Raw genomic sequence first — 24,839 nt, forward strand, 5'->3', positions numbered from 1 at the left:
CTCACCCGCGCGTGCCCTGCGCCTTGATCGCCTCGTCGCGCACCAGGTTCCAGATCAGGTCCACCTTCTCAACGAAAGCCGGGTTCTTGAAGATGTCCGGGTCGTTCTTGTCGAACTTGGTATCGACGATGGTCTTGATGCGGCCGGGCCGCGCCGACATCACCGCGACGCGGTCGGCGAGATAGACCGCCTCCTGCACGTCGTGCGTGACGAAGATGACGGTCTTCGGCGTGCGCTGCCAGATCGCCAGTAGCTCGCGCTGCATCAGGCCGCGCGTCTGCGCGTCGAGCGCGCCGAACGGTTCGTCCATCAGCAGGATCTTGGGATCGAAGGCGAGCGTGCGCGCAATCGCGGTGCGCTGCTTCATGCCGCCGGACAGCTGCGAAGGGTAGCTGTCCTCGAAGCCGTGCAGGCCGACCATGTCGATGAATTCCTGCGCGCGCTTTTCACGCTCCGGCTTCGGCATACCCTGCCGCTCGAGCCCGTAAAGGATGTTGCCGCGCACGGTCTTCCACGGGAACAGGGCGAAATGCTGGAAGACGATGCCGCGGTCGGGGCCGGGGCCGCTGACCGGGCTGCCGTCGACCGATATGCCGCCGCGCTCGACCGGCAGGAAGCCGCCGATCAGATAGAGCAGCGTCGACTTGCCGCAGCCCGACGGCCCGAGCAGCGCCACGAATTCACGCGGCGCGACGTCGAGGGACACCTGATCGAGGGCGAGCACTTCCCGGCCGCGCGGCGGCCGGTACATGTGGCTGACGTTGTCGACGCGGATTTGTGAAACGGCGCTCATGGTGGCGGCAAGCGTCCCCAACGGCGGGCGTCTGTCAAGCTTTCAACGCGTGCAATGCCGAAATTTCGTCCTGTGATACGGGACAGGTCTCGCCATTGCGCGCGATCCGCTCAACCGAGCGCGGCGATATCGGCGTGCAACCGCAGCAAGGCGGGAATCGTCGCGGGATCGCGGCGGCCGAAGCCGCACTCGGTGGCGACCCCGAAATCGCGAACAAACTGCCGCGCGGTTTCGAGTCGCTTTCGGGTCCCCTCCAGGCCGTCAGTGTAGTGCACCAGGCCGAGGCACAGCCGCGTGCTCGACGGGAGCCGCAATCGTTGCAGCGGCGCGAAGTAGGCGGCATCCGAACGATCGCGGGGGACCGGCATGTGGATCTGAGCGATCGGCCGCTCGATCTGTCCCGCCAGGCGGTTGGCGTAATCGACCATGTCGCCCATATCGGTCGGCTCGATCACGTGCCGATGACCGGCGTCGCCGTAGCAGAAGTGGAACAGGAGATCGATGTCGGCCGGCACATGGTTGGCGAGCCGCAGCACGATCTTCGAGAAGGTGTCCTGCATCTCGGTCTTGGTGGCGCCGTAGGGGCTCGGCTGGTCGCGCTCGAGCCGCGCGAACACGGCCGAGGCGATGTCGAACTGGATGGCGATGTCGTCGTGCGGCAGCGCGGCGGCGATCTTGTCGATCTCGCGCAGCACGGCGTCGTTGTAGATGGAATCGATCGCGCGTTGCAGGCCTTCCTGGACGAACAGCCAGATGACCGAATGGGCCGGCACAAGATCGATCTGAAATTTCACCTGCGGCGGGATCTTGCCGGCGCGCTTGAGCGCACTGAACGTGGCGTAGGATTGCCGCGCGATGTCGGCATAGAACAGGTTGTCGAAGCGAACGTCCGACACCGAGATACCGGGCTTGAGCTGGTAGCGGCGATGTTTGGCCGCCAGCCCATGCAGTTGGAAGGTCTCCGGCGAGAGCTCGAATGCCGGATTGTCCCGGAACACCGGCTCGAGCCAGGTGATCCAGTCCAGCCGCTCTCCGGTTTCCCCGTCGGGCAGCGTCAACAGCAGGGGGCCGACCGCCGCGCTCACCGTCTCGAACACCGTGGCCGCATCGGCCATCGGCACGCTGCCGACCAGATAGACGTTGCGCGCGCTCATTCTGCTCTCCGCGATGACTCGCTTCATGGGCGGTTCGTCCGGCACCCTGCGACGCGCCAAGTGGCCATGGCAAGGCTCGCGCGCGGGAGTCCCGGCATTCGGGCTGCGACGCCTTGCGGCGCCGGGCTTGAACGCGGCGGCGCGCGGCTCTAATGGTCGCGCAACCAGAACGCCTTATCAGGAAGGGAAACGTCCGTGCCGACTTCGCTGACCGAAGCTTTCCGTGAACTCGCCATCGCCAACCGCATCGTCGCCAATGAAGGCGTGCTCGACGCCTTCGGTCACGTCAGCATGCGTCATCCCGGCCATCCCGACCGCTACGTGCTGTCGCGCTCGCGCTCGCCGGAACTAGTCGAGCCCGGTGACCTGATCGAATACGATCTCGATTCCAGGCCGCTGCGCGATCCGGACGTCGGCCAGTATTCCGAGCGCGTGATCCATGGCGAGATCTACAAGGCGCGGCCGGACGTGATGGCGGTGTGCCATCATCATGCGCCGGCCTTTATGCCGCTGCTCGCGGTCGGCGGCGATTACCTGCCGATCTTCCATCTCGGCGCGGTCGGCGGCATCCGGCCGCCGTACTGGGACCAGCAGGACGAGTTCGGCGACACCAACATGCTGGTGGTCAAGCCGGAGGAGGGCGCCTCGCTCGCGCGCGCTCTCGGCGACCACAACATGGTGATGATGCGCCGGCACGGCGTCACCGTGATCGGCACCAGCGTGCAGGACTGCGTTTTCCGCTGCGTGTTCTCGGCACGCAACGCCGATTATCAGGTGCGAGCGATGGGCATCGGCACCATCTCCGCGCTGACGCATGGCGAGACCGAGATGTGCGGCAAGATCAGCCAGAGCACGACCGGGCTCGGCCGCTCGTGGGAGTACTGGTCGGTGCGGCTCGGTCGCGCCGGACTGATGATCCCGCCGGTGAAGGCTGCAGCGAAAGGCGGGCGCGCCGCGGCGCGGAAGCCTGCGCGTACCGCGACCAGGGTTCCGGCGCGCAAGAAAACACGCCGGCGTTGAAAATTGAGGCTTCCCCTGACGGCGGCGGCACGATTGAATGCCGCACCCGTCAGGGGGCGAATGAGAAACGTGAGCGAAGCTCAAGGGAGGATCGTATGACAAATTTCAGATTGATGGCCGCGGCTGTCGGCCTGGCGCTGCCGCTGGTGGCGGCGGGGCTGCAGCCGGCCGCAGCCGAGGACCATCTCAAGGTGGCGATCGGCCAGATCAACAATTGGGAAAACCAGGCGCCGACGCTCGGCCAGGATGCCGGCATCTTCAAGAAGCACGGCATCGTGCTCGATAACGTCGGCACGCAGGGCGCCGGCGAGACCATCCAGGCGGTGATCTCCGGCTCGGCCGACATCGGCGCGGGCGTGGGCGCCGCCGGCGTCATGCGCGCTTTCTCCAAGGGCGCGCCGGTGCGCATCCTGGCGCCGGCCTTCACCGGCACCGGCGATCTGTACTGGTACGTGAAGTCGGATTCCAAGATCAAATCGATCAAGGACTGGACGCCGGACACCACCGTCGCCTATTCGACCAACGGCTCGTCGTCGAACAACATTGTCGTCGCGTTCATGAATGAACTGCACGGCAAGGGCAAGCCGACTGCGACCGGCGGTCCGGCCGCGACGCTGACCGCGGCGATGTCGGGCCAGGTCGAAGTCGGTTGGGCGGCGCCGCCGTTCGGTCTCAAGGAAGTCAAGGAAGGCAAGATCCGCATCGTTGCCCGCGGCAGCGACGTGCCCTCGCTGCGCGGCCAGACGGTGCGCACGCTGATCGTCAACGCCAACGCCTGGAAGACCAAGCACGACGCGATCCTGCGCTTTATGGACGCCTATCGCGAGGCGATCGACTGGATGTACTCCGATCCGAAGGCGGTTGAGATGTACTCGAAGAAGGTGCATCAGCCGATCGAGCTCTTGAAGGAGTCGATGGAGAAATTCCAGCCGAAGGAGACGGTGCAGACGACCGAGTTCAAGGATCTCGACGGCGCCGTGAAAGACGCGGTGAAGCTGAAGTTCCTCGACAAGCCGCTGACCGAGGCGCAGCTCAAGGAGCTGATCGTCACGCCGCCGGTCCGGAAATAAGCCGGCTCAGGAGCCTGGAAACCGAAAGGGCCGCTGCGATGCAGCGGCCCTTTCTTATTGCCTCGTGAAGAGCAGCGACGATCACATCTTCTTGGCCTTGTCGCCCTTCTTCATCGGCTTCTTCATCGACATCTTCTTCTTCATCATTTTCTTGCCGCCCGCGCAGGCGCTGTCGCCGACGATCTTGGCGCCGTCCTTGAGCGCGAAGCAGGCGCTCGCATAGGTGAACTTCTGCGTGCCCTTCATGCCGCAGACCGCCTTGTGCGGCTGCAGGCAGACCGGGGTCGAGTCTTCGGCGTAGGACTTCGCCTTCTTCTTGGCGGCGAAGCTCGGGCTCGTCGCGACGACGGCGGCGGTGCCGGCGATCAGCAGGGTGTAAGCAATATGTTTGAGCTGCATGGGTTTCTCCTCCCTCATTGCAAACGCGAGACAGTGTGTATGTACCGTCGCCGATTTACAAGAAGTTGACGGAGTTGCCGCTCCGCGACATTTTGCTTTCTGAACGGGCGTTCAGGAAGATCAGGTGTCGCCCTTGGCCGCGCTGATCGCCTTGAGCATGGCGTCGTGGCCGGCGTCGAGCGTCGCGCGCACCGCTTCGCCCTTGCCGATGCGGCCCATTTCGCGCTGCCGCCTCACCGTGCCTTCGGTCATCGCCGGATCGATGCCGAGTTCGCGCAGGGTGACGCAGGACTCCTCCATCTCGGCGGCGCGGCGCTCACCGTGGCTCGCCATGCGCTCGATGTTGTAGTCGGCGATCTGCTTGAAATCGAGGGTTGGGTAGTTGTTCTGCATCGACACCGCCACCTCGTCGACCAGGCCGGCGCGCTCGGCGGCGAGGAAGCACTCGAGGGTCAGCGCCTCGAGGCCCTTGATCATCACGCTGCGGATCATCTTGATCGCAGCCGCTTTGCCGGTCTCGCCCGAGACGACCTTGAGCTTCATCTCCATCTCTTCGAGCAGCGGTGCGACGCCCCCGGCGTAGGGCCCGGCGATCAGCAGCGGCGTCTTGTGGCGCTTGGGATGGATCGGCGCGATCACCGCGACGTCGACATAGCGGGCCTTGCCGTCGAGCAGCTTCTCGGTCGCATGCTTGCGCCCGGGCGAAACCGAGTTGATGTCGAGGTACCAGGGGTTTCCCGACAGGTGCGGCGCGACGGATTGGGCCGCCTCGAGGCTGGAAGCCGCCGTCACAGCCGAAATCACCATATCGGTCTCGGCCACGGCGTCGGCGGCTGACCTGGCCAGCCGCACCCCCATCTGCTCGCCCGCCGCCTTCAGCTTCGCGCCTTCGGCCTGCGGGAACAGGATATCCCAGGCGGCGATCTGTTCGATGCCTTCCTCGCGCAGGCCGGAGGCGATGGCCTGTCCGGCCTCGCCGAAGCCGATGAACGAGATGCGCGGGGTATTGCGACGGGTCATGGCAGTCTTTGTCCTTAGATACGCAAGTTAGATCGTTTTCACCGGCGCGTCCTGGCGCGTGGTCTGGAAGCTCGCGGCCATCAGCCAGACGCCGTCGCGCTTGACGAACAGGCGGCTGACATACGCGGCCTTGCCGTGGAACGGCTGGTGCTCGCAGCGCATCAACATCGTGTCGCCGAAGCCGTCAAGGCGGGCTTCGACCAGCGGGGCCGGCGCCGACGGCGTGTTGTTCTTCCGCTGCTCCGCGACGACGGCGTAGCGGTCGGCCTTGCTGTGGCGGCGGGCGGCGCCGACGACGATGAACTCGTCGGCGACATGGCGGGCCCATGCGTCCGGATCGTGACCCATCACCGCTCTCTCGAGCTCTTGCCAAGAGGCGAGGCAGTCGCGCTCGTCTGCGGACTTTGGCGTGTAGGGCAGGGTGCGACAGGGATTGTCCCAGTCGGCGCGGCCGGGCGCGTGTCCGGCCGGCGGGTTCTGCTGCGATACTTCGTGCCAGACGATGAGCTGCCAGCCCTGCGCGCGCTTCACCCAGATGCGCAGCACGAACATCTTGTCGCGATCGGTCATGACGGTGGCGGTCTGCGCATAGCGCTGCGTCTGCGGGACGAGACCGTCCTCGCTGCCGAGCGGCGAGGCGGGCAGGGTATCGTTTCTGCCGAAGCGGGCTCCGCGCGCGTCGATCCAGGTGAAATCGTCGTCGATCAGCGCCATGGCGTCGGGGCTGCGCGCGGCCAGCGCGGCGACGAGCCGTCTGTCGGCGGCGAGAAGGTCGTCCATCACAGCATGTCCAGCGGTTGCGGCGAGGTCGGCGGCGGGAAGGCGCGGTCGAGTGCGGCGACATCGGCTTCGGTGAGCGTGAGGTCGAGCGCGCCGAGGTTTTCGTCGACATGCGTCAGCGCGGTCGCCTTCGGAATGACGATGACCCCCTGCCGCAACAGCCAGGCGAGCGCGACCTGCGCCGGCGTCGCCTCATGGCGGCGCGCGACATCCGCGAGCGCCTTGTGGCCGAGCATGCGGCCCTGCTCGATCGGCGAATAGGCCATCACCGGCATCTTGTGCGTCCGGCACCACGGCAGGAGGTCGAACTCGATGCCGCGGCGGGTGAGATTATAGAGGACCTGGTTCGTCTGGCAGTGCTTGCCGTGCGGCGCGCGGGCGAGCTCCTGCATGTCGTCGTGGTCGAAATTGCTGACGCCCCAATGGAGGATCTTGCCGGCGGCGCGCAGGTCCTCGAAGGCGGCGACGGTGTCGGCGAGCGGATGCGAGCCGCGCCAGTGCAGCAGATAGAGATCGATGCGGTCGGTCTTCAGCCGCTTCAGGCTGCGCTCGCAGGCGGCGACTGTGCCGCGGCGCGACGCATTGTTCGGCAGCACCTTGCTGACGATGAAGATCTGGTCCCGGTCGCCGCCGACCGCGTCGGCGACGATCGTCTCGGCTTCGCCGTCGCCGTACATCTCGGCGGTATCGATGAGCGTGACGCCGCGCGCGATGCCGTGGCGCAGCGCCTGCACCTCGTTGGCCCGGGTCCGTCCGCTCTCGCCCATGCGCCAGGTGCCGAGGCCGTAGACCGGCATCGGAGCGTCGGACGGCAGACGGACAGTGGGGATCGAGCGCGCGGCCATGAGCGGACTACTTGTGCGGAACCTCCGGCGTTCCATGCGTATGGAACGACTCGATGGTCTTCAGGCCCCAGGCCTGGCCCTTCTTGCGCTCGTCCTCGGTCCAGGTGATCGGCTTCCAGTCGGGCGCGAGGATGAGCCGCGCGCCCGCGTTCGCCACCTCGACGCGGTTGCCGCCCGGCTCGTAGACATAGAGGAAGAACGTCTGTTGCACCGCGTGCTTGTGCGGGCCGGTCTCGATGAAGACGCCGTTCTCGAGGAAGACGTCGGCGGCGAGCAGGACCTCCTCGCGCGAATTGAGCGCGTAGGTGATGTGGTGGAAGCGGCCCTTCGTGCCGGTATGGTCGCGCGTATAGGCGAAGTCATAGGACTTGTTGGTGGCGGTGAACCAGATGCCGGCCTCGGTGCCGTCGTTGAGCACGATCCGCTCGGTGAGACGGAAGCCGAGATAGTCCTCGAAGAATTTGCGGCAGGCGGAGATGTCGGCGGCGAGGCCGTTCCAGTGGTCGAGCCGGCGGACGTTGCAGCCGCGCGCGGGAAAGCGCTGCGCCTGGTTCTTGAGCGACGGTTTCAGCTCGGGCGGCGCCTCGTACCATTCGGTGTCGAAATAGAGCTCGATGACGTGCCCGTCCGGATCCTTGCAGACGAAGGTCTTGCCGTGGCCGAGATCGCCGTCGGTCCAGCCGACGTCGAAACCCGAGCCTTTCAGCGCCGCGGCGCGGCGCTCCAGTGCCTGCGGCGAGCGGCAGCGATAGGCGACGTGCGCCATGCCGTTGGTCTTCGCGGCGGTGAGTTTGAGCGAATAGCGTTCGTAGTCGTCGTAGGCGCGCAGATAGACGCTGTCGCCCTTCTCGCCGGAGATGGTCATGCCCATCACATCGACGAAGAAGCGCACGCTCTTGTCGAAGGTCGGTGTCAGCAATTCGAGATGGCCGAGATGGGCGATATCGAAAATCGGTTCAGGCTGCATTGATGTCCTTCGTCAGTTCAAGGTCGTCGACGTCCGGCCATCGCGCGCGATCACCAGGATGAAATTGTTGGCTGGCATCGGCACGACGTCGGCGAGGGTAAGACCGTTCGCCGCCGCGAGCGTGGCGAGGTCGCGCGTGTCGCGCACGCCCCAGTCCGGATTGCGCGCGCGCAGGCTGGCATCGAATTCGGCGTTGCTCGGCGCGGTATGCGCGCCGTCGCGCTTGAACGGGCCATAGACGAACAGGCGGCCGGCGCGGTCGAGGAGTCGGCCAGCGCCGGCGATCAGGTTCTGCGACACGCACCATGGCGAGATGTGCAATACGTTGATGCACAACATCGCGGTCAGGAGGCCGCCCGGCGTCCAGTTCCAGCCGGGGTCGGTCAAGTCAATGCGCTGCGGCGGCGCGACATTGGCGAGGCCCGTGTGCGCGCGCCAGGCTTCGATGCTGGCAAGGTGGCTCTCCTGCAGGTCGCTCGGATGCCAAGTCAGCGCCGGCGTCAACGCCGCATACGCGACGGTATGCTGGCCGGTGCCGCTGCCGAGTTCGAGCACGTTCCCGCGTGCCGCCGCGAGGTGCGGCGCAAGCGCCTGCCAGATCGCATCGTGGTTGCGGTGGAAGGCGGGCGCGTCCAGCCGCCCCGCCTCGGCGGGCGGGGTGCCGTCCTTGCCGAATTCGACGACGAAACGGGGTTGCGGAGGATCGGCGGGCGCCATCATAGGCGCCATGAACCATGCGGGAGCCGTTTCGGTCAAACCCCGGCCGGCATGGACGAAAAACCCCCCTTCGTTGTTTTTCCAATGGCCATGCGGCAAGATCGCGCGCGAGGGAACGCGCGGCTCAAAGCCGCAAATCACAACGCCGGCAAGAAAAACCACGGCCGGCAACATCAGGGAGGACGAAGATGCGCAGGTTCTATCGCCTGGCCGCGCTGGCGGCCGCGCTCACGCTGGCGGCAACTGCCGCGCAGGCGCAGGAGAAGGTCGTCATCGGTCTGCCGACCTCGCCGCCGAATGTCGTGCATATGCCGGTGATCATCGCCAAGGATCTCGGCCTCTACAAGAAGGCCGGCCTCGACGTGGAGACGGTGTCGCTCGGCGACGGCACCAAGGTTTACCGCGCCCTGCTGGCCGGCAATATCGACTTCGGCCTCACGCCAGGCGCGCCGACGATTATCGGCCGCGCCAACGGCGCGACGGTGAAGGCGCTCTCCGCTAACCTGCCGAAGTTCGAAGCCTCGATGATCGTGCGCGCCAACGTCAAGACGATGGCCGACCTCAAGGGCAAGCGCATCGGCATCCAGGAGCCGGGCGGCTTCGCCGACATCCTGAGCCGCAGCGTGCTGCGCGCCGCAAAGATCGATCCGAAGGAGGTCAACTTCGTCTCGATCGCCAGCGAGGACGTGCCGGCGCTGGTCGCCAACCAGGTCGACACGGCCATTCTGCACGTCGAACAGGAGATGCTGGCCAAGAGCAAGGTTCCCGACCTGCACGCCGTCGGGCGCATGTGGGAATTGCAGCCGAAGACGCTCTACACCTTCCTGTCGGCGACCGAGAAGACGCTCAAGACCAAGCCGGACGTGACCGAGAAGGTCGTCGCTGCGACGATCGAGGCGACACGCATCATGTACAGCGATAAGGCCAGGGTGCTGCCGATCATGGTCAAGGAGACCGGCTATCCGGAGAAGATCATCTCGGAGAGCTACGACTTCCTGGTGAAGAACTGCATCTGGGACGCCAACAGTGGCCTGAGCAAAGAGCGCGTCGACTTCACGGCCAACCTGATGACCAAGGTCGGCAACATCAAGCCGGGCAAGACGCCGAGCTACGATGACGTCGTCGATGCGAGCTTCGCCAAGAAGGCCATCGCCACGATGGGCGAATGGAAGGGCCCGGTCTGCCCGACCCCGGCATTCTGACCACAACGTCCGGCGGGCGGCACGAATGGCGCGCCCGCCGGAGCATTCCTGAAGGCAAACGGCAGGAGACGCGATGACTGTGGTCCACCAGGCGCAGCCGGCCTCCGCCGCGCCGAAGCCGCTTGCGGGAGCAAGACCAAGCTGGCTGGAGAGCAAGGCGGTCTTCCGCTATGGCTTCACGCTCCTGATCCTGATCGTCTGGCAAATCGCCGGACCGTTCATCGATCCGATCTTCTTCTCTTATCCGTCGAAAATCGCGATCGCTTTCTACGATCTCACCGTCTCGGGCGACCTTCCGTACTATCTCTCGCAGAGCCTCGAAGTGATGGTACTGGGCCTCGGCTGCGCCGTCGTCGTCGGCATCCCGCTCGGCGTCGCCATGGCGCGGATCCGGAAGCTCGACTGGGCGCTCGATCTGCCCATCAACGCGCTGTATTCGACGCCGACGGTGGCGCTGGTGCCGATCCTGGTCTTGTGGTTCGGCATCTATCTCAAGGCCAAGGTGATCGTCGTCTTCCTGTTCGCCGTGTTTCCCGTCCTGATCAACACGTACCAAGGCGTGCGCGAATGCGACAAGAACATGCTGGAGGTCGCGCGCTCGTTCCGCTCGACCGAAAGCCGCATGTGGCAGGACGTGCTGCTGCCCTTCGCGCTGCCCTACATCGCCGCCGGTATCCGTCTCGCGATCGGGCGCGGTCTCGTCGGCATGGTGATTGCCGAGTTCTACACCACCATCTCCGGGCTCGGCTTTATGATCACGAAATATGCAAACGTTTTCGAAATGGACAAGACCCTGGTGCCGGTGATCGTTTTGATGACGCTCGGCGTCACGCTCACGGCCGGTCTGAAACGGCTCGAGCGCCGGATCGCGCCCTGGAGCCACGCCAACCGTTGACGGCGGCAGGAACCTTGTTCCGACCGCGGTCTTCTTAAAGCATGGCCACGCAACGCAAGATCGAACGGTCTGCCAAGGAGATCGAAAGCAGCGCCGCGCACGTGGACGCCAGCGCCGAGCATATGGCGCGCGACACGGCGCAGATGGAAATGGCCGCGGACCGCCGCACCGAGCTTGCCGCCGACCGCACCGTGTTCGCCGCCGAGCGCACCTACGCCGCCTGGGTGCGCACGGGGCTCGTCTCGCTGGCGAGCGGTGTCGGCGCCAAATCGCTGCTGTCGCACGTGCTGCCCGGCTGGCTGATCGGATTGACCGGCAGCGTCCTCGTCCTTTTCAGCGCCTTCTGCTTCGGCGCCGCCGTGTGGCGGCAGCTCAGGCCCGGTCCGCCGCCGCCGGAGCCGGACGCGCGGCAGTTGCCGGCGCCACTCCTGCTGCTCGTCAACGGCTTCCTGGTGCTGGTGGCGCTCGCCTCGCTGGTGGGTATCTGGTTTTCCCACGCGCCTTCTTGAAGGTTTCACGACGAAAGCGCGCGACATTGCCAGAGACGGCGCCGAAGCGCGGGCGTAAGCTCGGCGTCGCGCCGGGCTTCGATGGGGGAGCATCATGATTCTCGGTCTTTCGCTTGCCGCTTTCACGATTCTTCATGTGCTGATCAGCGTGGCGGCGATCGCCGCCGGCATCGTCGTCGTCATCGGCATGCTTCGCGCCGAACGGCTGTCCGGCTGGACGGCGGCCTTCTTCGCCTTCACGCTGCTGACCAGCCTCACCGGGTTCCTTTTTCCGATAAAGGGCTTCACGCCGGCGCTCGGCACGGGTGTCGTATCGACGGTCATTCTGCTGACGGCGCTCTGGGCGATCTACGGCGGCCATCTCGGCGGCGCGTGGCGCTGGATCTACGCGGTCTGCGCAGTCGCCGCGCTATACCTGAACATCCTCGTGCTGATTGTGCAGGCGTTTCTCAAGGTACCACCGCTGCACGTGCTGGCGCCCACCGGATCGGAGCCGCCGTTCCTGGTCGCGCAGATCGCGGCACTCGCGATTGCGGTCATCGTCGGCTTCTACGTGGTACGCCGGTTTCGGCCGGCGGGGCCGCACCTTGCCTGATCGCCGGCCGCTGTATCCCCGGACTAACAGGATCTTTCTTGCTCTTTTTCAAGCTCCGGAGGCCGGGAAAAACGAAGAAGCCGCCGTTGCCGGCGGCTTCCAGGTACTTTGCGTCCGTCGACCGCGCTTATTTCAGCTGGGTCGAAATGCTGGTGAAGTTCGTGTTCAGCTTCGAGCCGATCGTGTTGACGACGGCGATGATGGCGACGGAGATGCCGGCGGCGATGAGGCCGTACTCGATGGCCGTCGCTCCCGACTCGTTCTTCAAAAACGCAACGATCTTGGACATTCGAGACGCTCCAGGTGACTCGCTCCAGGACGGGAGCGTCCGAAAACTACCCACCGCCGGTAAAGAGTTTCTTCACGCGACATCGTAATGCAATTTAACAAAGTGTTGCCGGGACCGCGCATAAATGCCGGGTATGGCATGCATAATGGGAAGGCCGCGAGCCCGCGCTCCCGCTGCGAGGCTCCAAAACGAAAGAAGCCGCCTCGCGGGCGGCTTCTTCCCAACCGGTCCCTGCGGGACGCGATTATTTCAACTGCGTCGAGATGCTGGTGAAGTTCGTGTTCAACTTCGAGCCGATCGTGTTGACGACGGCGATGATGGCGACGGAGATGCCGGCGGCGATGAGGCCATACTCGATGGCCGTAGCGCCGGACTCGTTCTTCAGAAACGCAACAATCTTGGACATGTGAGACGCTCCAGGAGGGTTAGTGGGTAGAACCTAACCGCCGGACGTTAAAAATAGCCTTCGGGAATAGTGCAAAGTCGTGCCTATCCCTGTCAGGCCCCGCGGCCGCAGCGGACGCCTCACATGCGCTATGTGTTCGAAACTGCGCAATTTCCGGGGCCGTTCTAGCCCCGGATTGAAGGACAAACCTGAAAGGCCGGCTCGCTATTAACGATGCATTAGTGCTGAGTTGAAAATTCGTTTGACGGTACGGAACGCGCAATTGCTCCAGCGCAATGCAACCCTGCTGCACATCCGCATAAAGAACGTATGCATGCGGCGGCCGGTTAATTCCTAATCGAATTGTCGGTTCCACGCATTCTCGGTTTCGCATACCAGAATACGAGCGGCGGTTCCGCCGAGAGAGCCGATCCGGATTCCGGGCGGCCGCCAGTAAGAGTCCTTTCAATGCGGTCCCTCAATATCATCCACGTCTTTCGCGCGCCGCTCGGCGGCCTGTTCCGGCACGTCGTCGATCTGGTGAACGGGCAGGTGGCCCGCGGCCATCGTGTCGGGCTGGTGCTCGACAACCTCACCGGTGACGGCCGGTCATCCGCCATCCTCGCCATGCTCGCCCCCTGCCTGGCGCTGGGTATCACCAGCGTGCCGATCCCGCGGCAACTCAGTCCGCGCGATCTCGGCGCCGTCGCGCATGTCAGCCGGCGTCTGCGGCAGGTCAACGCCGACGTGGTGCATGGGCACGGCGCTAAAGGCGGCGCCGCCGCGCGTCTCGCTTTCGTCGGCAGGCCGATCGTGCGCGCCTATACGCCGCACGGCGGCAGCCTGCTGCTCGATCACACGAAGCTTACGGGCAAGGCGTATCTGCTGATGGAACGCGCGCTGATGGCCCGTGGCGATCTTTATCTGTTCGAGAGCGCCCACAGCGCCAACGTCTTTCGCAGCAAGGTCGGCACGCCGCGCGGGTTGGTGCGCATCGTGCACAACGGCATCAGCCGCGGCGAGTTCGCGGAGGTGGTCCCGGCGGCGGACGCGAGCGACATCGTGTTCGTCGGCGAATTCCGGCCGGTGAAGGGCATCGACACGCTGATCGACGCCGTCGCTGCGTTGCACCGCGAGGGGCGCCTGCTGACGGCCACTCTGGTTGGTGACGGTCCGGAAGCGGCCGCGCTGCGCGCGCGCGTGGCGGCGAACGGACTCGCCGCGGCGATCCGCTTCATGCCGCGAATGCCGATGCGCGTGGCGCTGACGCACGGGCGCCTGGTGGTGCTGCCGTCGCGCGCGGAGTCGCTGCCTTACGTCGTGCTGGAGGCCGCTGCGGCCGGAAGGCCGCTGATCACCACGCGGGTCGGCGGCATCCCGGAGATTTACGGGCCGCTCGCCGACGGGCTCGTCGTCGCCGGCGAGGTCGGTTCATTGCAGCAGGCAATCGCTGCGGCGATAGCCGACCCGGAACCGGCAACCGTCACCGCGCAGGTGCTGCGCCAGCGCGTGATGGATTTCTTCTCGGTCGACGCGATGGTCGACAGCATCCTCGCCGGCTATCAGCAGGCGATCGGCGGCGCGCCGGCGGCGCACCGCAAGGTGTTGGTGCGAGCTTAGGCGAGCCTCAGACGTCTTCCGGATTATCGACGTAGACGAGGCCGGCCTTCGCCAGTGGCTCGCGCATGTTGTACATGTCGAGGCCGAGGATGCCCGACGCCAGCTTCTGACGCTTGGCGTCTTCGTCGTCGAAACGCTTCTGCGCCTTTGCCGCGGTCTCGGCGACATACTTCTTCGGCACGACCACGACGCCGTCGTCGTCCGCCACCACTGCGTCGCCCGGCTCGACATAGACGCCGGCGCAAACGACCGGAATGTTCACCGAGCCCAGGGTTGCCTTCACGGTGCCCTTCGATGAGATCGCGCGCGCCCAGATCGGGAAGCCCATCTCCTTGAGCGCCACGACGTCGCGGCAGCCGGCGTCGATGATGACGCCTTTGACGCCGCGCGCCTTCAGCGAGGTGGCGATCAGATCGCCGATCATGCCATCGGTGTTGTCGGCCGTGCAGCCGAGCACGACGACGTCGCCGGGTTTGCACTGCTCGATGGCGACATGCAGCATCCAGTTGTCGCCGGGTTGCGCCAGGATGGTGACGGCGGGTCCCGCGATCGATGCGCCGGCCCAGACCGGGCGCATATACGGCTTCATCAGCTGATAGCGGCCCAGGGCTTCGTGCACGGTCGAAGCGCCGAGCTTCTCGAACGTGGCAAGCGCCTGGGCATCGGCGCGCTGGATGTTGCGTACGACGACGTTCTTCATGGTGGTTTTCTTTCTGGCTTGTCCCGGACGCGGTGCAGCGCGATAGCGGAGCACCGCAGAGCCGGGACCTTCGCAAACTCGGAAGTCGTAACGGTCCCGGGTCTGCCATGCATCACTTCGTGCTGCATTGCGCCCGGGACAAGAAGCTAGCCCAAAGTCTCGGTGACGACGCGCGGGAACAGGGTCTGATAGGCCTCGCCGTAGGTCATCGGGATGCCGGTGTTGCGCGAGCCCTGGATGCCGCGGTTGAGCGCGACGCGTTCGTAATAGTGCCAAAGGTGCTTCTGCGCGGCGAGGATCTGGAACGCCTTGTACTTGGTCTCCCAGACATCATCGATCTTGAGGATAAGATCGGGCTTGTAGTCGCACTGCTCGGGCTGGTGCGGCTCGAACAGATAGACCGGCGGCGCCGAATACTTGTACTTGGCGCCGGGCTTGTGGCCCATCGCCTGCGCGACGACGCGCGTTTCCTGCGCAAAATGCGCGGCGTTCGGATGATCGAAATTGTACGGGTCCTTCAGCGCGTGCGTGAGCACGAAGGCTGGATTGGTTTCCCTGTAGATGTCGACCATGCGGTCGAAGTGCGCTTCGGTGAGCTTGAGCGGATAGTCGCCGCAGTCGAAGAACTCGATCTCGGCGCCCAAAAGCGCCGCGGCCTGCTCCGCCTCGTCCTTGCGGCCCGCCTTCACCTTCTCCATCGTCGCGCCCGCCTCCTTCCAGGCGAACTGGCTTTCGCCGCGCTCGCCGAAGGACATGCAGACGATCTTCATCTTGTAGCCCTGCTTGGCGTGCAGCGCGATCGCGCCGCCGGCGCGCCAGACGAAATCGCCGGGATGGGCGGTGACGACGAGCCCGGTCTTCTGTTCCGACATGAAAGCTCCTTCTTGTTGATCGTGCACGGCCCGCGCCGCGGTCTCGCTCAGAAGCCGCCGTGCTGGCTGGCGGCGATCGCCTGCGTGAGCAGGTGGGTGAAGCTCTCGAGGTGGCGCCGCATCGCCGCTTCCGCCGCATCGGCGTCGCCCTTGCACAGCGCGTCGACGATGGCGCGGTGCTCGGCGAGCGAGGATTGCGGCCGGCCCGGCAGCAGGATGACGCGGTACTGCAGCCGCACGAGGTGCGACTTCAGCGTGTCGAGGATGCGCGAGGCGGTAGCGTTGCCGGCGATGCGCTGGATCTTGCGGTGAAGCGCGCCATTCAGTTGCGAGAAGCGCGAATAATCTTCCGCGCCGACGGCGGCGCGCATCTCGCTTTCGATCTCGCGCAGCGCCTTGCGGTCGGCGGCGCCGGCGCGCTCCGCCGCCTGCCGCGCCACCATCACCTCGAGGACGAGGCGCGTCCCGGCGATCTCCAGCGCCTCGGCATCGGAGACGGCGCGCACGCGCGCGCCGCGGTTCTTCTCGCGCACGACCAGGCCCTCCTGATCGAGCATGGCGAGCGCGGTACGGATGTGCGCGCGGTTGACGCGGTATTGCCCGGCGAGGTCGGCCTCGATCAGCCGCTCGTTCGGCATCAGCCGGCCGCGCGTGATCGCGTCGCGCAGGCGCGCGGTGATGTCGGTGGCGGCAGGGCGGGGAGAACGATGGACCATTCGTGACGCAACAATCTGGCTGACCGGATTGTTAACAATCGGCGCCGACCCGCGTCAAGCGCGGCGCTTACGCGGGTGCGCCGTGCGCAGGCGACGAAATATTCGCGCAGGCGCTGATGTTGGCGCGATACGGACGAATTGTGCGAAGAGGGGGGGGCCCAAAGCCATAACGGGCAGACCGTCGTCTGCCCGTCTCTAGCTCTCTGATGCATACCCGGCGCGGGCTCCGGCCCAGCGCGGGAAACCAGTTTACCGAGAGCCAGGACCGGAAGACCTGGACCACGAAGACCGCTTGCGCGGCATCCACGTCCCATGTCCGCTCGGCCATGGCGGCCATCCAGGTCCGGCAAGCCGAAGGAGGATGTCCTGCCCAAAAGCTTACGCCGTCCTCGTGCGGGAACAAGCGGCTTGTCGTCGGTCCATGCGCGGTTGATAAGAGCGGGGACAAGTTTTGTACGCTTTTGCAGGCGTTCTTGCGTGCCGACGCCGCCGCAAAGAGCGCACTTGTGTCGCCGCGCTCTCTCTGCACTATCGCAGCCGGACAACAGCGGAGTGACAGAGCATGACGCGATCCTCAACCCGCGCGCGCCTCGATGAAGCCCTGGCGCGCATCGACGATCCGAAAGGCGAGGGCGCGCGCGCCTGTCTCACCGTCTATCGCGATGCGGCGTGCGCAGCGGCGGAAGCGGCCGATGCCCGCGCCAAGGCCGGCGTGACGCTCGGCGCGCTCGACGGTGCCATCGTCAGCATCAAGGATCTGTTCGACGTCGCCGGCGAAGTGACGCGCGCTGGCTCGAAGGTTCTCGCCGAAGAAGGCAAGCCGGCCGCGTCCGACGCGCCGGTGGTGCGGCGGTTACGCCAGGCCGGCGCGGTGATCGTCGCCAAGACCAACATGACCGAGTTCGCCTTCTCCGGCATCGGCGCCAATCCGCATTTCGGCACGCCGGGCAATCCGGCCGACCGCGCGCGCATTCCCGGCGGTTCGTCGTCGGGCGGGGCGGTCGCCGCCGCCGACGGCATGTGCGAGATCTCGATCGGCAGCGACACCGGCGGCTCGACGCGCGTGCCGGCGGCCTTGTGCGGCATCGTCGGCTACAAGCCGAGCCGCCTGCGCATCTCGCGCGACGGCGTCTATCCGCTGTCGCAGAGCATGGACTCGATCGGGCCGATGGCGCGCAATGTCGCCGATTGCCGGCGCGCCGACGCGGCGATGGCGGGTGAGGCGCGCGCGCCTTTGGCGGCGCCTTCGCTCACCGATCTGCGTGTCTCTGTGGCGCAGGGCATACCGGTCGACAATCTCGATGCGACCGTCGGCAAATCCTACGCACAGGCGTTGGCGCGGCTGACCAAGGCCGGGGCCCGGCTGCGCGACAAGCCGCTGCCGCTGATCGAGGCAATGGTCGAGGTCAACAAGCGCGGCGGCGTGCAGCCGGCAGAAGCCTTCACCGTCAACCGCGACCTTCTCGACCGCCGCGGGAGCGACATCGATCCGAACGTCCGCGCCCGTCTCGAGCGCGCGCGCACGATCGGCGCCGCCGACTACATCTGGATGGCGAACGAGCGCGACAAGCTCATCCGCATGATGGACGAATGGCTCTCGGACACCGATGTTCTGGTCATGCCCACCTGTCCCATCGTCGCCCCGACGCTTGCCGAGATCGCTGCGCCGGAGGATTTTGCGCGCAGGAACGCGATGACCCTGCGCAACACGTCGGTGTGGAATTTCTTCGACTGCTGCGCCATCTCGCTGCCGCTGCCGCGCAACGGCCTGCCGGTCGGGCTGATGCTGGTCGCGCGCAACGGCCACGACCGCAAATTGTTCGCCATCGCCACCGCGGTCGAGCAGGTGTTTGCCTAGACCGCGCGCAGGACGTTCAGCAGCGTGCGATAGCGGCGGGCGCCCAGCTTCTCCCTGAGCACGTCCTCGTGCTGCCCGGCGAGCCGCTCGGCGGCCGCCAGCACCGTTCTGCCTTCGCGCGTCAATTCCAGCGCATGGCGCCGGCCGTCCGAGCGGGAGGCGCGCCGCTGCGTCAGGCCCCGCCGCTCCAGCCGGTGCAAAAGGCGCACGAGCCGGGCGCGCTCGATGCCGAGCGTCTCGGCGAGCTCGGCCTGCGACAGGCCGGGATTGGCGCCGATGACGACAATGACCGAGAACTGCGCCGGGCTGAGGTCGAGGCGCGCGAGCCGGCGGATGAAGTCCTGAAATATCCAGACCTGCAGCCGCCGCACGAAATAGCCGAGGCGGTCGTTGAGCGCGCCGAGATCGGGCGCGGCGTTCGGCCGCGCCCGGCGCACGCTGCTTGTCTTCCTTGCCATGAGCGTCGCCTTGCTTTTAAGCGGCTTTCGAGTTGACGGCGATTGTTGACCCGGTCAACAATATTCCGGGTTCGGCCGCTGCCGCAATCCGCCGCGCAACCGGCCTTCGGCCGTTGTTGCGGCAGACGCGTGCGGCGGGCTTGTGAAGGTCGCCGCTCTTCCGGCATCATCGAAAAAAGGGCCGAACAGCCCATCCAAGGAGGACTTCCGATGCCCCGCCACATGCCTCAAGGCGTCAGCCGCCGCACGTTCACCGCCGGTCTCGGCGCCGCCGGCCTTCTCGCCGGCACCACCCCCTTCAACATCGTCCGCGCGCAGGGCGCGCCGCTCAAGGTCGGCGTGCTGCTGCCGCGCTCCGGCTTCGAGGCCGGCATCGGCCAGGACTGCCAGCGCGGCGTCGACATCGCCGCCGGCGTGCTCAAGGACATGGGCCTGCCGGCGCTGCAGATCATGAACGGCGACACCGAATCGAGCGTCGACGTTGCGCGTTCGCGCGCCGAGAAGCTGATCGGCGAGGGCGCGCAGGTGCTGGTCGGCGCCTTCGACTCCGGGCAGAGCACGGCGATCGCGCAGGTGGCCGAGCAGAAGGGCGTGCCCTTCATCATCAACATCGCCGCTGCGCCGCAGATCACGGAGCAGGGCTACAAGTTCGTGTTCCGCAACTTCCCGACCGCCGGCATGATCCTCGGTGGCGCCTTCGCCAATCAGAAGGAATTGTTCGCGCTCACCGGCTCGGCGCCGAAGACTGTCGTGTTCATGCACGTCAACGACACGTTCGGCACCGCGATGTCGAAGGGCATCGGCGCGGTGATGCCGAAGTTCGACATGCCGTACAAGATCGTGCAGGAGATTTCATACGATCCGGCGGCGCGCGACCTCTCGGTCGAGGTCGCCAAGGCGAAGGCGAGCGGCGCCGAAGCGGTGATGTGCGTCAGCCGCCTCAATGACGCCATCCTGCTCACACGCGAAATGGTCAAGCAGCGGTGGACGCCGATGGCGGTCATGAGCCTCGGGCCTGGCTGGTACGAGGACCAGTACCTGAAGACCCTGGGCAAGCTCTCCGACGGGCCGATCAGCCTGGCGCCGTGGTACGACCCGAACAAGCCGCTGAGCAAGACGCTCGAGGCGGCGCTGGCCAAGGCCTACGCCGGCGTCAACCTGAACACCAACCACGTCTACACCTTCGAGGCGCTGCTGATCGCCGCCGACGCCTACAAGCGCGCCGGCTCGGCCGACCCGAAGGCGCTCGCCGATGCGATCCGCAAGACCAACATCACCAACAACACGACGACCGGTCCGGGCATCCAGTTCGACGCCAAGGGCCAAAACGAGAAGCTGAAGATCTCCGCCATCCAGAACCGCGGCGGCAAGATCGTGTCGCTGACGCCGAAAGAGGCGGCCAACGCCAAACCGGACTGGCCGCTCAAGCCCTACGATCGGCGGCTGTGAGGCGACGGCGCTAAGGCCTACGATGTCGTCATGGCCGGGCTTCGTCCCGGCCATCCACATCCTCCTTGCTGAACCGCCGCGAGGACGTGGATGCCCGGCACAAGGCCGGGCATGACGGTGGAGGGGCTCGCAGTACTCCGACGGGAATCTCCGTGCCGCTCTCGCTCTACCTCAACGTCGCCGTTGTCGGCATCCTGACCGGGCTCGTCTACGGCCTGATGGCGCTCGGCCTGTCGGTGATCTTCGGCGTCGTGCGGGTGGTCAACTTCGCGCACGGCGAGATGATGACCATCGCGATGTACATCGCGATCGCCTTGTTCGCCGCGTTCCATCTCGATCCGCTCCTGATGCTGGTGCCGATCGCGGCGGTGATGTTCGCCTTCGGCTATCTCTTGCAGAAGGGGCTGATCAACCGCTTCGTCACCCGGCCCGAGCACACGCAGTTTCTGCTGCTGATCGCCGTCGCCATCATCATCGTCAACGTGCTGCTGATCGTGTTCGGCCCCGATGCCAGGACGGTGCAGGTCGCATACGCCTTCGACAGCTTTCAGCTCGGTCCGCTGATCGTCGACGCGACCAAGGCCTATGCCGGGCTGGCGTCGATCGTGGTGGCGGCCGGCCTGTTCGCCTTCTTCCGCTTCACCACCATCGGCACGGCGATCCGCGCCTGCGCCGACAACTACGTCGGCGCGCTGGTGGTCGGGCTCGACGTCAAGCACCTCTACGCGCTCACCTTCGGCATCGGCGCAGCGTGTGTCGGCGCCGCCGGCGTGATGCTGCTGCTCATCGTCGACGTGACGCCGTCGCTGGGCCCGAGCTACACGCTGCTCGCCTTCGTCATCGTCATCACGGGGGGCTTGGGCTCGATGCCCGGTGCGCTCGTCGGCGGCGTGCTGATCGGGCTGACCGAGGCGATGGCGGGACTGCTGTTCACGCCGTCGGCCAAGAGCATGTTCTCCTTCGGCATCCTCGTTCTGGTGCTGCTGCTGCGGCCGCAGGGCATCCTGGGTAAGAGGTCGGCATGATCGCGCGGCTGACGGAGGGATTGTCCGCGCGCGCGCTGGCGCTGCTCGTGCTGCTGCTCGCGGCCGCGCTCGCCGCGCCGCTGTTCGCCAGCGACTATCTGCTCACCGTCCTCATCCTGATTTTCTATTTCGCCTACACCGGTCAGGCGTGGAACATCATGATGGGCTTCGCCGGACAGCTGTCGCTCGGTCATGCCCTCTATGTCGGTCTCGGCGCCTATGCGGCGGCGGCTCTGTTCGTGCATTTCGGTATCGGCCCGTGGCTCGGGCTGATGGTCGCGGCGCCGCTTGCCGCGCTCGCCGGCGCCTTCGTCGGCTATCTCGCCTTCCGCTTTCGCGTCGGCGGCGTCTATTTCGCCATCCTCACCATCGCGGTCGCCGAATTCGCCCGCGTCGGCTTCGACCATCTCGCCTGGACCAACGGCTCGTCCGGGCTGTTCCTGCCGGTCAAGCAATACGCCCACAACGACCTATGGCTGCTGCGCGGCCAGCCGGTGATGTTCTATTATATCCTGCTCGCGGCGACGGTGGCGGCGCTGGTGGGCTGCCGCGCGCTGCTGACAAGCCGCATCGGCTATTTCTGGCTGGCGATCCGCGAGGACGAGGAGGCGGCGCGCGCCGCCGGCATCGACACCTTCCATTACAAGATGCTGGCGGTGGTGATCTCGGCGGCGATGACCTCCTTCGCCGGCGTGATCTACGCCTTCTATTACAACAACCTGTTCCCCGAGCAGGTCTTCAACATCTCGCGCTCCATCGAGATCATCCTGGCGCCGATCGTCGGCGGTATCGGCACTCTGTTCGGCCCGATCCTCGGCGCCTTCGTGCTGACGGGGCTCGCCGAGACTCTGACCAGCACGCTGGCGGCGATCGGCGTCGACATCCCCGGCGCCAAGCAGGTGTTCTACGGCGTCTGCCTGCTGGCGGTGATCGTCGGCGCGCCGGACGGCATCTGGCCGTGGCTGGCGCAGCGGCTCGGGCTGAAGGGGCGCGGTCCATGAGCGCGCTTCTCTCGGTCGACGGCATCTCCAAGCGTTTCCGCGGCCTCGTCGCCGTCGACCGCCTCGCGTTCGAGGTGCCGGAGGGCGGCATCTATGCGGTCATCGGGCCGAACGGCGCCGGCAAGACGACCCTGTTCAACATGATCGCCGGCGTCTACGCGCCGGACGGCGGCACGATCACCTTCGCCGGCGAGCGCATCGACGGCCTGTCGCCCGACCGCATCTGCCGCCGCGGCATCGGCCGCACCTTCCAGATCGTGCGGCCGTTCCCGGCGCTCACGGTGGAGGACAACGTTGTCGTTGGTGCGCTGCTGCACCGGCATCACGTGGCCGAGGCGCGCGCGCATGCGCAGGAGGTGCTGCGCAAGCTCGACCTCTACGACAAGCGCGGCCAGCGGGCCGCGTCACTGACGCTGCCCGACCGCAAGCGGCTCGAGGTCGCACGCGCGCTCGCCACCGGACCGAAGCTGTTGCTGCTCGATGAGGTGATGGCGGGGCTGCGCCCGACCGAGACCGACCGCATGGTCGCGATCCTGCGCACGCTGAATGCCGAGACCGGCCTGACGATCCTGCTCATCGAGCACGTGATGCGCGCGGTGATGGCGCTCGCCTCGCAGATCCTGGTGCTGCACCACGGCGCGCCGATCGCGCAGGGACGGCCGGCCGACGTCGTCCGCGATCCGGCGGTCATCCATTCGTATCTCGGCGCGGAGGACGTCTGATGCTCCGCATCGAGGATATCGACGTCTTTTACGGCGACGCGCAGGCGCTCGACGGCGTGTCGCTGGAGGTGCCGGAGGGCGCCATCGTCGCCATCGTCGGCGCCAATGGCGCCGGCAAGACCTCGCTCATCCGCACCATCGCCGGCATGCACCGGCCGGCGCGCGGCCGCATCCTCTATCGCGGCGCCGATATCGCCGGCTGGCCGAGCCACAAAGTATGCAATCTCGGCGTCGGCCAGGTGGCGGAAGGCCGCCAGGTGTTTCCGACTTTGTCGGTTGCGGAAAATCTCGCGATGGGCGCCATGCTGCCGCGCGCGCGTGCGGGGCGAGAGCAGCGGCTCGAGAGCATCTATGCGATGTTTCCGGTGCTCGCCGAGCGGCGCGCGCAGGCCGCGGGCACCTTGTCCGGCGGCGAGCAGCAGATGCTGGCCATCGGCCGCTGCCTGATGGGCGCACCCGAGCTCGTGATGTTCGACGAGCCGTCGCTCGGACTGGCGCCGGCGGTGGTGCAGGCCGTGCTCAAGACCGTGCGTGATTTGAACCGCGACGGGCTCACCTGCGTGCTGGTGGAGCAAAACGTGGCGGTGTCGCTCAAGCTCGCCAGCCACGCCTACGTGCTGGAGAACGGCCGCGTCACGCTGTCCGGGACCGGCGAGGCGCTGCTCGGCGACGACCGCGTGCGCCGGGCTTATCTCGGACTCTAGGCGCTGGCCGCGGTCGGCTGGCGGCGGTTCATCGCGGCGCTCCAGAACTGGAAGTAGCGCTGCGCCAGGTCGGGCGCAAAGACCCCCATCAGTCCGGCGATGTCGGCGAGCATCCCCTCGAAAGAAAGCCGGCCCTGCGAGGCCCGCAGCTTCTGGCAAAGCGCCTCGGCCTGCGCGGTGTAGGGGGAGTCGAAGGTCATGCGCGCGCTACGCAGGAAACGGCCGAACATGACTGCAAACCATTGGTCCGCGATCCGCTGGCGCTGCGCCCACGGGTAATTGGGAACCAGATCGGAGTTGCGCGCCAGGACGGCGCCTTCGAAGCCGCACAGGAACCAGTGCAGCTTGTTGATCGCCGGATCGAGGCCGGCGTCGGTGTACAAGCCGACATCCTGCTTTTGGCTCCCTTCGTCGGTCTCCCACGGCCCGATATCGTAGCTATAGAGGAGCCGCGGCATCGCAACGAATTTGCCGGCGAGTATAAATAGCAGGCACATGACCTGGTCGTGAAATGAGAAGAAGAACGGCATCGACCGCATGAGGGCGAAAACCCGCTCGTACAAGGCCCTTCGCATCGGCGAATACACCAGCACATTGGCGCCGTGTCCGAGATAGCCGGCGACGCGCGTCTCTACGTCATCGGAGTCGATGCCATTATATGCCCCGAGCGACGTGCCTCTCGCCGTTTCGATGGCATAGGTGCCGGTCATTCCGACGACATCGGAAGTCTTGGCAGCAGCGTCGATAAGTGCGGGCAGGGCTGCGATGGCACGATCGAAGCAGAGATCGTCGTCGGCGACGTAGAAAATGAACTCGCCGGTCGCCATCTTCAAAGCTGCTGCGAAGTTTTCCGGTCCGGGACACGGATCGACCGAAACGATTTTACAGTTGTCCCGCTGAAATTGGCCAATCAGAGCGCGCTTCTTCGGGTCACCCGAATTGTCGCGCACGATCACTTCGATTTGGGGTGAGGCCCAGGAGCAGACTTGAGCTATCCGGGCGCAGGCGACCGCGTTGCTGCGGTATGTTGGCGTCAAAATGGAGAGCTGCACGTAGCCTGATTCCAGCTTGTGA

The 24,839-nt window shown here is 66.1% G+C and carries 28 protein-coding genes; 13 read left to right on the forward strand and 15 right to left on the reverse strand.

The genetic code is table 11. The features are described 5' to 3' along the window. Position 1 precedes the first annotated feature (1 nt). A complete protein-coding gene (locus VGV41_RS19250; protein ID WP_326865637.1) occupies positions 2 to 793 on the reverse strand; it encodes an ABC transporter ATP-binding protein in 792 nt (263 codons plus the stop codon). Positions 794 to 903: 110 nt separating this feature from the next. Then, complete coding sequence (locus tag VGV41_RS19255; protein WP_326865638.1) at positions 904 to 1,947, reverse strand: hypothetical protein; 1,044 nt, start codon at positions 1,945 to 1,947, stop codon at positions 904 to 906. Between the two features lie 195 nt (positions 1,948 to 2,142). Here VGV41_RS19255 and VGV41_RS19260 point away from each other — a divergent pair, with 195 nt between their 5' ends. Together VGV41_RS19260 and VGV41_RS19265 are read left to right on the forward strand one after the other, a co-directional pair. Then, positions 2,143 to 2,967 (forward strand): class II aldolase/adducin family protein, encoded by an 825-nt coding sequence (locus VGV41_RS19260; protein ID WP_326865639.1) that lies wholly within the window; start codon positions 2,143 to 2,145, stop codon positions 2,965 to 2,967. 95 nt (positions 2,968 to 3,062) lie between these two features. After that, positions 3,063 to 4,037 (forward strand): ABC transporter substrate-binding protein, encoded by a 975-nt coding sequence (locus tag VGV41_RS19265; RefSeq protein WP_326865641.1) that lies wholly within the window; start codon positions 3,063 to 3,065, stop codon positions 4,035 to 4,037. Positions 4,038 to 4,118: 81 nt separating this feature from the next. On the opposite strand, the gene VGV41_RS19270 is transcribed toward VGV41_RS19265, so the two are convergent. The 6 genes from VGV41_RS19270 to VGV41_RS19295 all read right to left on the reverse strand — a co-directional run bounded on the left by VGV41_RS19270 (position 4,119) and on the right by VGV41_RS19295 (position 8,765). Then, positions 4,119 to 4,436, reverse strand: coding sequence for a hypothetical protein (locus VGV41_RS19270; RefSeq protein ID WP_326865643.1), 318 nt, complete (start codon positions 4,434 to 4,436; stop codon positions 4,119 to 4,121). Between the two features lie 120 nt (positions 4,437 to 4,556). Next, positions 4,557 to 5,456 carry an NAD(P)-dependent oxidoreductase gene (locus VGV41_RS19275; protein WP_326865645.1) on the reverse strand — a complete coding sequence of 300 codons (900 nt, stop codon included), beginning with the start codon at positions 5,454 to 5,456 and terminating at the stop codon, positions 4,557 to 4,559. Positions 5,457 to 5,483: 27 nt separating this feature from the next. Continuing rightward, the gene (locus VGV41_RS19280; protein WP_326865648.1) at positions 5,484 to 6,236 is read right to left on the reverse strand and encodes a nuclear transport factor 2 family protein; all 753 of its coding nucleotides are present in this window, start codon (positions 6,234 to 6,236) and stop codon (positions 5,484 to 5,486) included. Beyond that, positions 6,236 to 7,081: an aldo/keto reductase gene (locus VGV41_RS19285; RefSeq protein ID WP_326865650.1), complete on the reverse strand. Its 846-nt coding sequence runs from the start codon at positions 7,079 to 7,081 to the stop codon at positions 6,236 to 6,238. The genes VGV41_RS19280 and VGV41_RS19285 overlap by 1 nt, the downstream gene beginning before the upstream one ends. A 7-nt stretch (positions 7,082 to 7,088) precedes the next feature. Then, the gene (locus tag VGV41_RS19290; RefSeq protein WP_326865652.1) at positions 7,089 to 8,048 is read right to left on the reverse strand and encodes a catechol 2,3-dioxygenase; all 960 of its coding nucleotides are present in this window, start codon (positions 8,046 to 8,048) and stop codon (positions 7,089 to 7,091) included. 12 nt (positions 8,049 to 8,060) lie between these two features. Continuing rightward, a complete protein-coding gene (locus VGV41_RS19295; RefSeq protein WP_326865704.1) occupies positions 8,061 to 8,765 on the reverse strand; it encodes a DUF938 domain-containing protein in 705 nt (234 codons plus the stop codon). Between the two features lie 188 nt (positions 8,766 to 8,953). On the opposite strand from VGV41_RS19295, the gene VGV41_RS19300 reads away from it, so the two are divergent. From VGV41_RS19300 to VGV41_RS19315, 4 genes are all read left to right on the forward strand, one after another. After that, positions 8,954 to 9,967, forward strand: a complete 1,014-nt coding sequence (locus tag VGV41_RS19300; protein ID WP_326865654.1) for an ABC transporter substrate-binding protein — start codon at positions 8,954 to 8,956, stop codon at positions 9,965 to 9,967. 73 nt (positions 9,968 to 10,040) lie between these two features. Continuing rightward, a complete protein-coding gene (locus VGV41_RS19305) occupies positions 10,041 to 10,862 on the forward strand; it encodes an ABC transporter permease (RefSeq protein ID WP_326865657.1) in 822 nt (273 codons plus the stop codon). Between the two features lie 41 nt (positions 10,863 to 10,903). Next, complete coding sequence (locus VGV41_RS19310) at positions 10,904 to 11,371, forward strand: DUF202 domain-containing protein (RefSeq protein WP_326865658.1); 468 nt, start codon at positions 10,904 to 10,906, stop codon at positions 11,369 to 11,371. Positions 11,372 to 11,465: 94 nt separating this feature from the next. Further along, entirely contained in the window at positions 11,466 to 11,966 is a 501-nt protein-coding gene (locus tag VGV41_RS19315; RefSeq protein WP_326865660.1) for a hypothetical protein, read from the forward strand. Positions 11,967 to 12,093: 127 nt separating this feature from the next. On the opposite strand, the gene VGV41_RS19320 is transcribed toward VGV41_RS19315, so the two are convergent. Next, complete coding sequence (locus tag VGV41_RS19320) at positions 12,094 to 12,255, reverse strand: Flp family type IVb pilin (protein ID WP_326865662.1); 162 nt, start codon at positions 12,253 to 12,255, stop codon at positions 12,094 to 12,096. Between the two features lie 244 nt (positions 12,256 to 12,499). Beyond that, entirely contained in the window at positions 12,500 to 12,661 is a 162-nt protein-coding gene (locus tag VGV41_RS19325) for a Flp family type IVb pilin (protein WP_326865662.1), read from the reverse strand. A gap of 447 nt (positions 12,662 to 13,108) precedes the next feature. Here VGV41_RS19325 and VGV41_RS19330 point away from each other — a divergent pair, with 447 nt between their 5' ends. After that, a complete protein-coding gene (locus VGV41_RS19330) occupies positions 13,109 to 14,260 on the forward strand; it encodes a glycosyltransferase family 4 protein (RefSeq protein WP_326865664.1) in 1,152 nt (383 codons plus the stop codon). A gap of 7 nt (positions 14,261 to 14,267) precedes the next feature. On the opposite strand, the gene VGV41_RS19335 is transcribed toward VGV41_RS19330, so the two are convergent. The 3 genes from VGV41_RS19335 to VGV41_RS19345 form a co-directional block, all read right to left on the reverse strand. Further along, a complete protein-coding gene (locus VGV41_RS19335; protein WP_326865666.1) occupies positions 14,268 to 14,960 on the reverse strand; it encodes a 4-carboxy-4-hydroxy-2-oxoadipate aldolase/oxaloacetate decarboxylase in 693 nt (230 codons plus the stop codon). Positions 14,961 to 15,106: 146 nt separating this feature from the next. Beyond that, on the reverse strand, positions 15,107 to 15,832 hold the full coding sequence (locus VGV41_RS19340; protein WP_326865668.1) for a PIG-L deacetylase family protein: 726 nt from the start codon (positions 15,830 to 15,832) through the stop codon (positions 15,107 to 15,109). 47 nt (positions 15,833 to 15,879) lie between these two features. Continuing rightward, a complete protein-coding gene (locus tag VGV41_RS19345; RefSeq protein ID WP_326865669.1) occupies positions 15,880 to 16,548 on the reverse strand; it encodes a GntR family transcriptional regulator in 669 nt (222 codons plus the stop codon). Positions 16,549 to 17,110: 562 nt separating this feature from the next. Here VGV41_RS19345 and VGV41_RS19350 point away from each other — a divergent pair. After that, positions 17,111 to 18,406 (forward strand): amidase, encoded by a 1,296-nt coding sequence (locus tag VGV41_RS19350; RefSeq protein WP_326865670.1) that lies wholly within the window; start codon positions 17,111 to 17,113, stop codon positions 18,404 to 18,406. Here the strand turns inward: VGV41_RS19350 and VGV41_RS19355 are convergent. Next, on the reverse strand, positions 18,403 to 18,864 hold the full coding sequence (locus VGV41_RS19355; protein WP_326865671.1) for a MarR family winged helix-turn-helix transcriptional regulator: 462 nt from the start codon (positions 18,862 to 18,864) through the stop codon (positions 18,403 to 18,405). The two genes, VGV41_RS19350 and VGV41_RS19355, sit on opposite strands and share 4 nt — an antisense overlap. A 210-nt stretch (positions 18,865 to 19,074) precedes the next feature. On the opposite strand from VGV41_RS19355, the gene VGV41_RS19360 reads away from it, so the two are divergent. The 5 genes from VGV41_RS19360 (at position 19,075) to VGV41_RS19380 (ending at position 23,765) form a co-directional block, all read left to right on the forward strand. Further along, entirely contained in the window at positions 19,075 to 20,313 is a 1,239-nt protein-coding gene (locus VGV41_RS19360) for an ABC transporter substrate-binding protein (RefSeq protein ID WP_326865673.1), read from the forward strand. A 152-nt stretch (positions 20,314 to 20,465) separates the two neighbouring features. Next, positions 20,466 to 21,338: a branched-chain amino acid ABC transporter permease gene (locus VGV41_RS19365; protein WP_326865674.1), complete on the forward strand. Its 873-nt coding sequence runs from the start codon at positions 20,466 to 20,468 to the stop codon at positions 21,336 to 21,338. Continuing rightward, positions 21,335 to 22,339, forward strand: a complete 1,005-nt coding sequence (locus VGV41_RS19370; protein ID WP_326865678.1) for a branched-chain amino acid ABC transporter permease — start codon at positions 21,335 to 21,337, stop codon at positions 22,337 to 22,339. The genes VGV41_RS19365 and VGV41_RS19370 overlap by 4 nt, the downstream gene beginning before the upstream one ends. Further along, the gene (locus VGV41_RS19375) at positions 22,336 to 23,061 is read left to right on the forward strand and encodes an ABC transporter ATP-binding protein (RefSeq protein WP_326865680.1); all 726 of its coding nucleotides are present in this window, start codon (positions 22,336 to 22,338) and stop codon (positions 23,059 to 23,061) included. The genes VGV41_RS19370 and VGV41_RS19375 overlap by 4 nt, the downstream gene beginning before the upstream one ends. Then, positions 23,061 to 23,765, forward strand: a complete 705-nt coding sequence (locus VGV41_RS19380) for an ABC transporter ATP-binding protein (RefSeq protein ID WP_326865682.1) — start codon at positions 23,061 to 23,063, stop codon at positions 23,763 to 23,765. The genes VGV41_RS19375 and VGV41_RS19380 overlap by 1 nt, the downstream gene beginning before the upstream one ends. Here VGV41_RS19380 and VGV41_RS19385 read toward each other — a convergent pair. Next, a complete protein-coding gene (locus tag VGV41_RS19385) occupies positions 23,762 to 24,817 on the reverse strand; it encodes a glycosyltransferase family 2 protein (RefSeq protein WP_326865684.1) in 1,056 nt (351 codons plus the stop codon). The genes VGV41_RS19380 and VGV41_RS19385 overlap by 4 nt on opposite strands. Positions 24,818 to 24,839: the final 22 nt, after the last annotated feature.

The organism is Pseudolabrys sp., from assembly GCF_035943735.1.
Classification (GTDB): Bacteria; Pseudomonadota; Alphaproteobacteria; order Rhizobiales; family Xanthobacteraceae; genus Pseudolabrys.